Annotated in this window: 14 protein-coding genes; 8 read left to right on the forward strand and 6 right to left on the reverse strand. The window is 44.4% G+C overall.

The window, feature by feature from the left end:
• Nucleotides 1-13: 13 nt before the first annotated feature.
• From mreD to ACMXYO_RS12650, 3 genes are all read right to left on the reverse strand, one after another.
• Nucleotides 14-511 (reverse strand): rod shape-determining protein MreD, encoded by a 498-nt coding sequence (mreD, locus tag ACMXYO_RS12640; RefSeq protein ID WP_415885455.1) that lies wholly within the window; start codon nt 509-511, stop codon nt 14-16.
• Nucleotides 508-1,311, reverse strand: coding sequence for a rod shape-determining protein MreC (gene mreC / locus ACMXYO_RS12645; RefSeq protein ID WP_415885456.1), 804 nt, complete (start codon nt 1,309-1,311; stop codon nt 508-510). Before mreC ends, mreD begins: the two co-directional genes overlap by 4 nt.
• 148 nt (nt 1,312-1,459) lie before the next feature.
• Complete coding sequence (locus tag ACMXYO_RS12650; protein WP_415885457.1) at nt 1,460-2,497, reverse strand: rod shape-determining protein; 1,038 nt, start codon at nt 2,495-2,497, stop codon at nt 1,460-1,462.
• 223 nt (nt 2,498-2,720) lie between these two features.
• Between ACMXYO_RS12650 and gatC the strand changes: the two genes are divergently transcribed.
• Genes gatC through gatB form a run of 3 tightly spaced genes read left to right on the forward strand, consistent with a single transcriptional unit; the run spans nt 2,721 to nt 5,969 of the window.
• Entirely contained in the window at nt 2,721-3,008 is a 288-nt protein-coding gene (gene gatC, locus ACMXYO_RS12655) for an Asp-tRNA(Asn)/Glu-tRNA(Gln) amidotransferase subunit GatC (protein ID WP_415885458.1), read from the forward strand.
• Between the two features lie 40 nt (nt 3,009-3,048).
• The gene (gatA, locus tag ACMXYO_RS12660) at nt 3,049-4,500 is read left to right on the forward strand and encodes an Asp-tRNA(Asn)/Glu-tRNA(Gln) amidotransferase subunit GatA (RefSeq protein ID WP_415885459.1); all 1,452 of its coding nucleotides are present in this window, start codon (nt 3,049-3,051) and stop codon (nt 4,498-4,500) included.
• 14 nt (nt 4,501-4,514) lie between these two features.
• Complete coding sequence (gatB, locus tag ACMXYO_RS12665; RefSeq protein WP_415885460.1) at nt 4,515-5,969, forward strand: Asp-tRNA(Asn)/Glu-tRNA(Gln) amidotransferase subunit GatB; 1,455 nt, start codon at nt 4,515-4,517, stop codon at nt 5,967-5,969.
• 131 nt (nt 5,970-6,100) lie between these two features.
• On the opposite strand, the gene ACMXYO_RS12670 is transcribed toward gatB, so the two are convergent.
• Nucleotides 6,101-6,733 carry a TorF family putative porin gene (locus tag ACMXYO_RS12670; protein WP_415885461.1) on the reverse strand — a complete coding sequence of 211 codons (633 nt, stop codon included), beginning with the start codon at nt 6,731-6,733 and terminating at the stop codon, nt 6,101-6,103.
• A gap of 324 nt (nt 6,734-7,057) precedes the next feature.
• Between ACMXYO_RS12670 and ACMXYO_RS12675 the strand changes: the two genes are divergently transcribed.
• Nucleotides 7,058-7,519 carry a GNAT family N-acetyltransferase gene (locus ACMXYO_RS12675; protein WP_415885462.1) on the forward strand — a complete coding sequence of 154 codons (462 nt, stop codon included), beginning with the start codon at nt 7,058-7,060 and terminating at the stop codon, nt 7,517-7,519.
• On the opposite strand, the gene ACMXYO_RS12680 is transcribed toward ACMXYO_RS12675, so the two are convergent.
• Nucleotides 7,507-8,031 carry an NTP transferase domain-containing protein gene (locus ACMXYO_RS12680; protein ID WP_415885463.1) on the reverse strand — a complete coding sequence of 175 codons (525 nt, stop codon included), beginning with the start codon at nt 8,029-8,031 and terminating at the stop codon, nt 7,507-7,509. The genes ACMXYO_RS12675 and ACMXYO_RS12680 overlap by 13 nt on opposite strands.
• A gap of 435 nt (nt 8,032-8,466) precedes the next feature.
• Here ACMXYO_RS12680 and ACMXYO_RS12685 point away from each other — a divergent pair, with 435 nt between their 5' ends.
• The 4 genes from ACMXYO_RS12685 (at nt 8,467) to folM (ending at nt 11,409) form a co-directional block, all read left to right on the forward strand.
• A complete protein-coding gene (locus ACMXYO_RS12685) occupies nt 8,467-9,516 on the forward strand; it encodes a Leu/Phe/Val dehydrogenase (protein WP_415885464.1) in 1,050 nt (349 codons plus the stop codon).
• 195 nt (nt 9,517-9,711) lie between these two features.
• A complete protein-coding gene (gene folE / locus ACMXYO_RS12690) occupies nt 9,712-10,350 on the forward strand; it encodes a GTP cyclohydrolase I FolE (RefSeq protein WP_415885465.1) in 639 nt (212 codons plus the stop codon).
• Between the two features lie 13 nt (nt 10,351-10,363).
• The gene (locus ACMXYO_RS12695; RefSeq protein ID WP_415885466.1) at nt 10,364-10,681 is read left to right on the forward strand and encodes a DUF6482 family protein; all 318 of its coding nucleotides are present in this window, start codon (nt 10,364-10,366) and stop codon (nt 10,679-10,681) included.
• 17 nt (nt 10,682-10,698) lie between these two features.
• On the forward strand, nt 10,699-11,409 hold the full coding sequence (gene folM, locus ACMXYO_RS12700; protein WP_415885467.1) for a dihydromonapterin reductase: 711 nt from the start codon (nt 10,699-10,701) through the stop codon (nt 11,407-11,409).
• A gap of 11 nt (nt 11,410-11,420) precedes the next feature.
• Here the strand turns inward: folM and ACMXYO_RS12705 are convergent, their stop codons facing one another.
• Nucleotides 11,421-12,128, reverse strand: coding sequence for an SDR family NAD(P)-dependent oxidoreductase (locus tag ACMXYO_RS12705; protein ID WP_415885468.1), 708 nt, complete (start codon nt 12,126-12,128; stop codon nt 11,421-11,423).
• Between the last annotated feature and the right edge of the window lie 31 nt (nt 12,129-12,159).

Raw genomic sequence — 12,159 nt, forward strand, 5'->3', positions numbered from 1 at the left:
AACAACCTTCCTTTTAGCGTATTCGGAATAAGCGGCGAATGCCGCGTAAAAAAACAAACAACCATGGCCATAGCAAGCCACTAATAAGGCAAGGCAGAAGGAATATCAAACTTTCACCTGTATAACCGGTGAACGCCTGCATCCAATGAAACAGTAACTGATTAATACCCACCAGCACCATCACCATCATAGCCTGTTGCACGATGGGGAACATTCTAAGTCTTTGATGTAGAAGCAATGTTAAAAAGGCAATTATCGTCAGTGATAGCGCATTTAGACCTAACACACTGCCTTTAATAACATCTAAAAACAAACCTAAGAAAAAGGCCATGCCCATGCCAACGCGATGAGGTAACGCCATGACCCAATAGATGAGGATCATCGCTATCCACTCGGGGCGCGCCCATTCAAGGTAGTAAGGCAGAGGCATCTGGCTCAGCATTAGGCCGATCAGAAAAGTGGCAAGGATAATTAGTCCACCACCTGAAGCAGCAGGCGACCCAGGCGTCACTCACTCACCTCTTGTGGCTGGGATTGGTATTGAGCTTCATCAGGCTCAACTTGAGGTTCAGGCATTTTCACTAACAACAGATGACGGGATTTATCCAACAACGCCGTCGGCTTAATGGTCACTTTAGTAAACTGCTGACCAGGATCTCGAATCACTTCAGATACAATCGCAACAGGGTAGCCACGCGGGAATCGCTGAGCCAAACCTGAAGTAATAACCAAGTCGCCTTTTTCAATATCTGCCGTATCCGGTACATGATTGAGCTCTAGCTCGTCTAACTGACCCTTGCCAAGAGCTATAGAACGGAAACCATTGCGATTAATCTCTACTGGTAAGGCGTGTCGAGCATCAGTAATCAACATGACGCGGCTGGTATAATGGGATATTTCTGTCACTTGTCCCATCACACCACCAGCATCCAAGATCGGCTGTCCAATCGTTACCGCGTTTTCACTACCATGATTAATAATAACTTGGTGCTGGAAAGGATCAGGGTTCACACCTATAAGCTCAACGAGTTCAACCTCTTCATCAACCCTTTTACTACCACGAAGCAATGCTCGCAAGCGATTGTTTTCTTGACGAAGCGCGGCATTTTGCTGGACTTTACGCTCCAGCTGTAACGCCTCAGATTTGAGCTTTGCGTTCTCTTTTATTAGAAGACTACGATCCACTACAACATCTGAAACCTCACCCGCCACTCGGCTTGGAATATCAACAATCCACTGCAAAGGCGTTAGAAGTAGGGATAGATAGGCGCGACCTTCTCTGACTTTAGCTGAATATAGATCAGCAGCCATCAGCGCAAAGGCAAAAATAACCAGAAAAAAGAAAAAACGGCCAGAAGATCGGCCAAGGAATATAGTCTTAATAACTCACCCCCTGACATATATAGATATGTCGGAGGTAAGTATCAAAGATTAGGCTGGAATCAATATCACGCATGAGTTAATCATGGCTAACTAGCTCGAAGCCATGCTTATCCAATAGCTCCAGAGCACGACCACCACCACGCGCTACGCATGTAAGAGGGTCTTCAGCAACGATTACAGGCAAACCTGTTTCTTCGCTAATCAAACGATCAATATTACGCAATAGTGCGCCACCACCGGTCAGAACAATACCACGCTCAGCAATATCTGAAGCCAATTCTGGTGGGCATTGTTCCAATGCACTTTTAACAGCCTGAACAATCGCAGAAAGCGGCTCTTGAAGCGCTTCTAGGATTTCATTGCTATTAAGTGTAAAACTACGCGGAATACCTTCAGCCAGGTTACGACCACGCACATCAATTTCGTGCATTTCGGAAGATGGGTAAGCAGTACCAATCTCTTGCTTGATACGTTCAGCAGTAGAGTCACCAATCAAGCTCCCGTAATTACGACGCACGTAAGTAACGATGTACTCATCAAAACGGTCACCGCCGATACGAACAGAATCCGCGTAAACGATACCATTCAAAGAGATAACAGCAATTTCGGTCGTACCACCACCGATATCAACAACCATCGATCCACTTGCTTCATCGACAGGCAAGCCTGCACCGATCGCAGCCGCCATAGGCTCATCTATTAGATAAACTTCACGTGCTCCTGCCCCCATCGCCGATTCTTTGATCGCACGACGTTCTACTTGGGTAGATTTGCAAGGCACACACACCAAAACGCGTGGGCTTGGTGTTAGGAAATTAGTGTCATGAACTTTACTAATGAAGTACTGCAGCATTTTTTCTGTCACATGGAAGTCGGCAATAACGCCATCTTTCATTGGACGAATAGCTGTAATGGAACCGGGCGTACGACCCAGCATGCGTTTTGCGTCAGCACCTACTGCAGCGACAGATTTTTGATTACCAGTCTGGCGAATCGCGACAACAGACGGTTCATCAAGAACAATATCCTTATCGCGGACATAAATCAGTGTATTTGCAGTGCCCAGGTCAATGGACAGATCGCTGGAAAAAAGACCACGAATTTTCTTGAGCATGTACAGGGAGTCCTAAGAAATTCTGCAGGTATAGCCGCTATATCCTGAAAACACGTAACTCTAACAACGGTAGGCGCTTTGAGCAAGGCGAAAATCAGTAAAACTACTTAAAAACACTGGCTAAATTATCTTCATGAAGCTTTGGCGTTATGGTAACGTACATCTTTAAGTTTTTTCCCTTTATGCATTCTCATAAAACCACCCCAATAAGCGAGAGTAAATTATGTCTCTGGATCGCTCTGATGTGGACAAAATCGCCCATCTGGCGCGCCTTCAAATTGAAGAACAGGACACTCCTGAATACGCGCAAAATCTGACAAATATTCTGGATCTGGTTGATCAGATGCAGGCCATTGATACCACTGATGTATCCCCGATGGCACACCCTCTGGATGCTGTACAACGCTTACGCAGCGATGACGTGACTGAAGAAAATAACCGAGAGCAGCTACAGTCTGTAGCACCTGCTGTAGAGAACGGCTTGTTCTTAGTACCTAAAGTTATTGAGTGATACCCATTCAGCCAGAATATTGATTAAGGATAAGTATTCCATGTTTGAAAAAACACTTGCCGAATTAGCTCAAGGCCTGAAGACGGGTGATTTTAGTAGTGTTGAATTAACCCAAGCCTACCTAGAACGCATCAAGGCTGAAGACGGTAAATACAACAGCTACATTACAGTGACTGAAGAACAAGCTTTAGCTCAAGCTAAAGCAGCAGACGAAGCTATTGCCGCGGGTACTGCAGGTGCATTTACCGGCCTACCGATTGCGCACAAAGATATCTTCTGCACACAAGGCGTTCGCACAAGTTGTGCATCAAAGATGCTTGATAACTTTGTTGCGCCTTACAACGCGACTGTTATTAACAAATTCAATCAGGCTGGTGCGGTCATGTTGGGTAAAACCAACATGGACGAATTTGCCATGGGCTCCTCCAACGAGAGCAGCTTCTACGGTGCAGCTAAAAACCCTTGGAACACTGACTGTGTCCCAGGTGGCTCATCTGGCGGTTCGGCAGCTGCCGTATCAGCGCAACTAGCTCCTGCTGCAACAGGCACAGATACAGGTGGCTCTATCCGTCAGCCTGCTGCGCTTTGCGGTATTACCGGCCTTAAACCAACTTATGGCCGTGTTTCTCGCTTCGGCATGATCGCATTTGCGTCCTCCCTTGATCAGGGTGGTCCAATGACTAAAACCGCTGAAGATGCGGCGATGATGCTAAACGTAATGGCCGGTTTCGATAAGCACGATTCCACTTCTGTAGATCGTGAAGTGCCAGATTACACAGCGGACCTTGAAAAACCTCTAGACGGCCTACGCATCGGCCTACCAAAAGAGTTTTTCATGGATGATATGGATTCCGATATTGCTGCACATACGCAATCAGCGATTAAAGAGTTTGAAAAGCTTGGCGCAACAGTGAAAGAAGTCAGCCTGCCAAATACAGCGCTATCTATTCCTGCTTACTACATTATCGCGCCTGCAGAAGCCTCTTCTAACCTGTCTCGTTTTGATGGTGTACGTTACGGCTATCGCTGTGAAGACCCAGTTGATCTAGAAGATCTATACAAACGCAGCCGCGGCGAAGGTTTCGGACCTGAAGTTAAACGCCGCATAATGGTTGGCGCTTATGCTCTATCTGAGGGTTTCTACGATGCCTACTACAACAAAGCTCAGCAGATCCGCCGTTTGATCCGTGACGACTTCGCTAAGGTGCTTACTGAAGTTGATGTCATCATGGGCCCAACAACACCTCACCCTGCTTTTAAACTGGGTGAAAAAACGTCTGACCCAGTAGCGATGTACATGGAAGATATCTTCACTATCTCCCTAAACCTTGCAGGCCTTCCAGGCATGTCTGTTCCTTGCGGCAGTGTTAATGGTCTACCAACAGGTCTTCAGATCATTGGCGACTATTTTGCTGAACAGAAACTGCTAAATGTTGCACATCAGTTCCAGTTGGCGACTGATTGGCATAAACAGACACCACAAGGCATCTAAGAGGTTTATTTACTATGGAATGGGAAGCGGTAATCGGGCTTGAGATTCACGCCCAGCTAGCGACAAACTCCAAAATCTTTTCCGGTGCCAGCACAGCGTTTGGTGCCGAACCTAATACACAAGCGTGTGCGGTAGACCTAGCACTACCAGGTACACTACCTGTATTTAACGAAGAAGCACTGCGAATGGCCGTAAAATTCGGTCTAGCTGTAGATGCCGAGATCGGCCGTAGATCGGTTTTTGACCGTAAAAACTACTTCTACCCTGATCTACCAAAAGGTTATCAAACCAGTCAATTGTTCCACCCTATCGTAGGCGTGGGCCACATTGATATCACTCTAGAAGACGGTACCGAAAAACGCATCGGCGTAACACGTGCCCACCTAGAGGAAGATGCGGGCAAGTCGATTCACGATGAATTCCCGGGTATGACAGCCATCGATCTTAACCGTGCCGGCACCCCGCTTCTTGAGATCGTATCAGAACCAGATATGCGTAGCGCAGAAGAAGCCGTTGCCTATGTGCGCAAGATTCACTCGATTGTAACCAGTCTAGGTATCTGTGACGGTAACATGGCTGAAGGCTCTTTCCGTTGTGACTGTAACGTATCCGTACGCATCAAAGGTGAAGAAGAATTTGGTACGCGTACCGAGACTAAAAACATCAACTCTTTCCGCTTTATCGAAAAAGCAATCACCGGTGAAATCGAACGCCAGATTGACCTGATTGAAGATGGCGGCCGAGTAGTTCAGGCAACACGCCTGTATGATGCAGAGAAAAACGAGACCCGCGAAATGCGCTCGAAAGAGGAAGCGAACGACTACCGTTACTTCCCTTGCCCAGATCTGCTGCCAATCGAGATCGATGACAGCTATATCGAAGCAGTACGCGCTTCTTTACCTGAACTTCCGGACGCACGTAAAGCTCGCTTTATCGAAGAGTATAAACTGAGTGATTACGATGCGATGGTACTTTCAGGCGATCGCACTATGGCTGAGTACTTTGAAACTGTAGCTAAAGCATCTAAGGACGCAAAATTAGCAGCCAACTGGGTCATGGGTGAGCTATCTAAAATGCTTAACCAAAATGATACGGTTATCGCTGACAGCCCAGTATCAGCAGAGCAACTCGGCGGCCTGCTTGCACGCATTAAAGACAACACGATCTCTGGCAAAATTGCCAAGCAAGTGTTTGAAGTTATGTGGAACGAAGGCGGTAGTGCAGATGATGTCATCGAAGCAAAAGGCCTTAAGCAAGTAACAGACAGCGGCGCTATCGAAAAGATAGTTGATGATGTGATTGCTAACAGTGGCCCTCAGGTAGAACAGTATGTAAATGCTGAGCCAGAGAAACGCGGCAAGATGATTGGCTTCTTTATGGGCCAAGTAATGAAAGCCTCTCAAGGCAAAGCCAACCCTGGCCAAGTTCAAGGTATTCTAAAGCAAAAACTAGATGCACTTTGCTCTTAAGCAAACAATCTAGCAAAACTAAAAATGCCGTGCTTAGCACGGCATTTTTATTTGCACCTCAGCCAAAAAAAAGCCCATCCGAAGATGGGCAAAAATTCCTAGCATGTATACATCAATCAAAGGCGCTCAAATTAGAAGTCGAACGTTTTGCTGATTGAGAAAGCAACTGTGTTAGAACCACCTAGATCATCGTCTGGATTGATGTAAGCAACGTTCATATCTAGACCTTCGTAAGTTAAGCCATAACCTAGCTCTACGTAATCACCTTCGTAATCTTTACCGAAAGAACCGTAAGTTAGGTAAGCGCCTTCATATTCACCTGTTAGCGCAACAAATGAGTAGTCAGCTTCAGCAGTGCCAGAAGGCTGATCTTCTGTACCTAGCGTTACCTCAAGATTCAAAAAGCTGTAACCAACATTTAGGTTAAGCTCGTGATAATCAGTTTCAGCTTCAGTGTAAAAATAACCTGTATAACCAATGCTGTACGCGAAATCTCCAGCTTCGCCCGCGTAACCACCGTAGATATCATACTCAATATCTTCGTCAGCCAAGTTAGTTTCACCTACAGCCCAGATACCAGCATATAGACCATTATCTGCTTCGTAGTCGATACCGCCCATCATAGTTGGGCCATCAGAGTAATCCACACCACGGAAGTAATATTCGCTCATCGCGCCAATATTCGCAGACAGACCTGCTTCAGCCATAACAGAAGCAGATAATAAACCCGCAGCAATCAAAGATTTAGTGGTAGATTTAACCATGATGTTGTCCCCTCAAAATAATATTACATAATTACCACCTATAAAGCACAGCACATGCCAACTCAAAATAATGCTTACAAAACAAATAGTTATAAAGAACCCACTTAGTATTGAGCAACTACAATCAAACCTATGCACCAAATTCGAACTCTATTTTTGTGCACATGCACCAAATATAAGCACATCTCAATATGTATGCTTTCGATATAATCAAACGATCTCAAAAAAATGATCGCATCATGCAAGAGCAATCTATTCTGTAGAATCCGAAAACAAATAAAGATAACTACTAGAAAGACTTTCTAAAGTGAGAATTAGGTAACAATGAAATCTAACATCAGTTTTCATTCCGCTGTCGGTAAAGAACTTCAATCACCAGATCTTGGGCGTTTCTATAAACGAAATGGCCATAAGGGGCGTATTCAACTCAATGATCATTGTATTTGGTTAACCCTGGAAGAGGAGATAGTCGCAGCAACTAGGCTTTCAACTATCACAGAGCAGAACATTACGGAATTAAGTGAATTAATAATTCTGAGAGGCTTATGGGTAGGAAAACAACATAGGGGGCTAGGACTAGGCAGCTTATTATTAAATAAGATCCTTACTCAGCAGATAACGCAAGAGGTAACTCTTTATTGCTTTGCCTATGAGAGCGCAATTCCCTTCTACAAAAAACATGGTTTTAAAACCGCCACTGAATCAGCACCCTCTTTTCTACTGCAAAAACAAAAAGCCTATTACAATAGAGGTAGTAAAACTCAGCTTATGGCTTACAGCAGATAAGGTACATCTGTAAGTTCACATTCAATGAAGACACTTTGCTCTAACCAATCTGCGACTGAGCCCGCTGAATCAGATAGAAACTCTCCTATATCTTCAGCAATACCCGCAGGGAGAATCATAGGGAAAGGAAGTATTTCCCCCTGATGAGTTGAGATAACCGTCATATGGGGCAATCTTGCTGAATGGTCCAAAAGTTGCGAACAATGTTCGTTAGTAAACCGATCGTCGGCCCTAGATAACACTAAGAAACGTCTATCTGACTGCTCCGATAGAACCTTATGTAGTTCTGACAAAAATCCTTTCGGAGAGGAGTCTACATAAATAATCGGTAAGGAAAAATCTTCAATTTGAGGCTGATGCCTATCAGCCAGCAATATAACCGAGGTGATTTCTTGGGGTAACTGCTCTAACACATACTCAATATAGGGCAAACCAATATCGTAGCGCATCGCTGCAGAGCGCCCTTCGCTGTCTAAATCACCTCCGACAAAAACTATCGCGTTAACTTCCATCTGTTAAATAAACCTCAGGGTTAGGTTAATTCCATTATAAGTATAACCAGTGGCTATGATTTCGCTTATTTTCCAGCATGAGAGGTTAACCACACTGTGTTCTTGGCATAAGATCACTGGTAGTATTCCGCTTATTGCAGCCTCACAAGGGCCTGCTGATATCACACATTGTGTATTTAATTATCTGGTTGCGATCCAACCTAGAGGTAAATCCTTATGACTGTTTTTGTTAAAAAGTCACTACTCTCTTCTTTGATAGTCAGCCAAGTCGAAACGCTTCAATTGTTGGATTGCTAAACCTTAAAGTAGTTGTTGGTAACCCTTTCAGCTTTTCTCAGCCGAACACCACCGAATCTGCTTAATATCTTTTACCAGTAACACCAATACTCTTTCGAACTCCATTCATTGGACGATAGATAAGCTTCAGGAATTGTAATGACTATTTTCAACCACCCTGAATTCGATCAACACCAACAGATCGTCTTCTGTAACGACCAAGAAACAGGCTTAAAAGCCATAATCGCTATTCACAACACTCAACGCGGCCCTGCCCTAGGTGGTTGTCGGATGTGGAATTATGCTAATGACGAAGAAGCCCTAACTGATGTACTGCGTTTATCCAAAGGGATGACTTACAAATCAGCCTTGGCCAACCTTGCCTTAGGTGGCGGAAAATCCGTTATCATTGGCGACCCTCGCCAACACAAAAGCAAAGAACTCTTGGCCGCAATGGGGCGCTTTTTAGAGCAAACCGGCCATCAATATATAGCCGCAGAAGATTCGGGAACATCCGTGCCAGACCTAAAGATAATGGGGCAATATACCGCAAATGTTGCGGGTGTAACTGATCATCCAGGTATTGATGGCCAACCCTCTAACGGCGATCCATCACCGGCAACAGCATACGGAACATTTATAGGTTTAAAAACAGCAGTAAAGCATCGACTAAACATCACTGATCTCAAAGGACTTAAAGTCGCGATACAAGGTGTTGGGAACGTGGGGTTCCGTCTAGCTGAATACCTCCATAAAGAAGGCGTCGAGCTATTTGTAAGTGATATCAATCCAGAGCAGGTAGAAAAAGCAGTTTTAGAGTTGGGAGCTAAGGCTGTCCCACTAGAACAAATACTGCTGCAGGAGGTTGATGTAGTCGCACCTTGCGCATTAGGTGCTAGCTTGAATGATGAAACCATCCCACAGATCAAAGCAAAAGTTATTGCCGGCGCAGCTAATAACCAATTAGCACGGCCCCATCACGATCATGAATTACATGAGCGCGGCATTCTCTATGCGCCAGATTACGCCATCAATGCAGGCGGAATCATTGATATATCCTATGAGCGCAGTGGGTATGATGCGGAAAAAGCCAAAGCACATATTGAAGGCATCGGAGATACGCTCAACGAAATCTTTAATCGTTCGACAAAGGAAAATCGCCCTACGGGTGAAATTGCAGATGAACTTGCAGTGGAACGTTTGAGCTAACTCTAACCATCAAGCTACACCCAGAAGCTGGCATTTAGCGATGTCAGCTTTTTTCACATCCCTCTTTTTTGTTTCACACTCCCTTTTAAGAATCAGGGTCAGCTCCCCCCTTCCTCCCCATAAAGCGCTACAATTTTATTGATCTAGATCAATATTTATCTCGTACAAAGGACAAATACAGTTAGGGGTAACATTATGATTTCTGCAGAAGCTGCTGCCGTTCGAGACCAACTCATAGAAAAAGGATTAGAGACACCCACCATCAAATCCCCACTGAGCCAAGACGAAAAATACGAACGAATCAAAGGATTTATGACTGAGGTTGCGAGCACCTTAGGCTTAAATCTAGAAGACGATAGTTTACGAGAAACACCCCATCGCGTAGCTAAGATGTATGTTTATGAGATCTTCTCTGGTTTGGATTATGAAAATTTTCCAGCGATAGCGATGATCGAAAACAAAATGGATGTGGACGAGATGGTCAAAGTCCGCGACATCAATCTCGTAAGCTCCTGCGAACACCATTTCGTGACTATAGATGGCACAGCAAAAGTAGCATATATCCCTAACAAAAAAATCATCGGCTTATCAAAGATCAACCGCCTCGTTAGATTCTTTAGCCAACGCCCGCAAGTTCAAGAAAGGCTTACAAAGCAAATTCTTATTGCACTTCAGACTCTACTAGAAACAGATAACGTTGCTGTTTCTATCTCAGCAACACATTACTGCGTCAAATCTCGCGGCATCATGGATGTCAATTCAGTAACTGAAACCACTGCACTCGGCGGCATCTTCAAGACTAACGAACGTACAAGAGCAGAGTTTTTAACATAAGTAGGTGATAGCGATGAAACTTCAGATAGAAGATATACATGACCTTGAACCGATAGATAAAGTCATCATTCACTCTCTCGATTGGATGCTTTATCAAGTGACAGTAGAATCAGAAGGACAAGAACGGCCCCTATATCAAGGGGACTCTCCTTTTAAAAGTCGCAGTCTTCTTGAGATACAAGAGATCTTTCAATTTGTGGATGTTGAGCACTACACACTTCGCAGACCCAACAGCGCTTATGACGAAATGGTCGGACAGCCTCCAAGCTTTTTCCCAGATAGCTTTAAACCCCCTCTACCTTGGAAACAAATTGCCGACACACGTCATTAATACGGATATCATAAAAGATGGTAAACAAATCAAAACCAATCCTTATCACCGGCGTAGGCAAACGTATCGGCTTCGCATTGTGCAGGCATTTTATACAGCACGGCATCCCTGTTATTGGAACATACAGAACCTATTACGATAATTTAGAGGAGATCTCTGATGCCGACCTGATTGAGTGTGACTTTTATAAACAAGAAGACCTCAATCGTCTTATCGACCATGTAAAAAGTAACTACACCAGCCTCAGGGGCATTATTCACAATGCTTCAGACTGGCTCCCTGAAACCAGCAAACATTCTCCTGAAGACATCTTCAACAAAATGATGATGATCCATGCTGGCGTTCCTTACCAACTTAATTTGGCACTAAAACCCCTGCTAGAAAATTGCGAATCTACTACCGACATCATTAATATTACTGACTATGTAGTGGACAAAGGTAGCGATAAACATATCGCTTATGCTGCGAGCAAAGCGGCACTTAGCAATATGACCTTATCCTTTTCATCTCTGCTCGCACCAAAAGTCAAAGTGAATGCTATTGCGCCTTCCTTGATTATGTTTAACCCTGAAGACGACAGTGCCTATAAAGCCAAAGCGTTAGACAAATCTCTTTTAAAAATTGCGCCAGGGACTGAGGAGATTATTAAAGCGGTAGATTATCTGCTGGACAGCAAGTACATGACCGGCAGAACACTGTCTTTAGATGGTGGCAGGCATATCCGTTAGATAATTGCGCATTAGGGGAGTATCTCTGCACCATTCCAAGCAAATACTCTCCCGCTATGTTCAGGACGTAGCGTCTCTAGGACACCTAACAAATAGCTAGCAGATTGCTCAGGAGTAAATAATTTTTCTGCTGGAACCTTACTCTGAAATGGCTGGGACAACATTGTGTTCACCGTGCCCGGGTGCAAACCCACAATGATAGATTGAGGAAGTTTTCTCTGTGTCTCTATCGATAAGGTTTTTAGAAGCATATTCAGAGCACTTTTACTGGCTCTGTAACCATACCAACCACCTAAGCGGTTATCACTGATACTGCCCACTCGTGCAGAAATCACAGCAAATACAACTTTGCGCTTTTTATTAAGCAAAGGAACAAGCTGCTGCGCAATTAACATAGGCGCTGTCGCATTAATATGGAAAAGCTTTTGGAAGTTTTCCATATTAATCTGGCTGAGACGCTTTTCAGGCTGAGTTTGCTCATCATGGAGGAGTCCAGAACAAACCAAGACCAAATCAAATTCTATACTCTCTAGAAACACGCCCAATTGAGAAATGCTCTTTTCCGAATAGAGATCAACATAACCATAAGTCACCTTGTCGTTGTGTAACTCTATTGGCTTTTCTGCTGACAAGCGTGAAAAAGCAAATATATGCCCAACATCCGGATCTTGGAGAAGCCGCTTAATCAGTGCTGATCCGATCCCACCTGTAGCGCCCATTAACACTACATTTTTTAGTCTGTTGTTTACA

Origin of the sequence: Neptuniibacter sp. QD37_6 (assembly GCF_047778085.1) — a bacterium.
In the GTDB taxonomy this organism is placed as follows: domain Bacteria; phylum Pseudomonadota; class Gammaproteobacteria; order Pseudomonadales; family Balneatricaceae; genus Neptuniibacter.

What these genes read in the sequence shown, in the direction of transcription:
- gatC (WP_415885458.1), top strand. Translation starts at nt 2,721, where the DNA reads ATGTCTCTGGATCGCTCTGATGTGGACAAAATCGCCCATCTGGCGCGC.
- ACMXYO_RS12680 (WP_415885463.1), bottom strand. Translation starts at nt 8,031, where the DNA reads ATGGAAGTTAACGCGATAGTTTTTGTCGGAGGTGATTTAGACAGCGAA.
- mreC (WP_415885456.1), bottom strand. Translation starts at nt 1,311, where the DNA reads ATGGCTGCTGATCTATATTCAGCTAAAGTCAGAGAAGGTCGCGCCTAT.
- ACMXYO_RS12650 (WP_415885457.1), bottom strand. Translation starts at nt 2,497, where the DNA reads ATGCTCAAGAAAATTCGTGGTCTTTTTTCCAGCGATCTGTCCATTGAC.
- ACMXYO_RS12670 (WP_415885461.1), bottom strand. Translation starts at nt 6,733, where the DNA reads ATGGTTAAATCTACCACTAAATCTTTGATTGCTGCGGGTTTATTATCT.
- folM (WP_415885467.1), top strand. Translation starts at nt 10,699, where the DNA reads ATGGTAAACAAATCAAAACCAATCCTTATCACCGGCGTAGGCAAACGT.
- ACMXYO_RS12705 (WP_415885468.1), bottom strand. Translation starts at nt 12,128, where the DNA reads ATGGGCGCTACAGGTGGGATCGGATCAGCACTGATTAAGCGGCTTCTC.
- ACMXYO_RS12675 (WP_415885462.1), top strand. Translation starts at nt 7,058, where the DNA reads ATGAAATCTAACATCAGTTTTCATTCCGCTGTCGGTAAAGAACTTCAA.
- ACMXYO_RS12685 (WP_415885464.1), top strand. Translation starts at nt 8,467, where the DNA reads ATGACTATTTTCAACCACCCTGAATTCGATCAACACCAACAGATCGTC.
- folE (WP_415885465.1), top strand. Translation starts at nt 9,712, where the DNA reads ATGATTTCTGCAGAAGCTGCTGCCGTTCGAGACCAACTCATAGAAAAA.
- gatB (WP_415885460.1), top strand. Translation starts at nt 4,515, where the DNA reads ATGGAATGGGAAGCGGTAATCGGGCTTGAGATTCACGCCCAGCTAGCG.
- gatA (WP_415885459.1), top strand. Translation starts at nt 3,049, where the DNA reads ATGTTTGAAAAAACACTTGCCGAATTAGCTCAAGGCCTGAAGACGGGT.
- ACMXYO_RS12695 (WP_415885466.1), top strand. Translation starts at nt 10,364, where the DNA reads ATGAAACTTCAGATAGAAGATATACATGACCTTGAACCGATAGATAAA.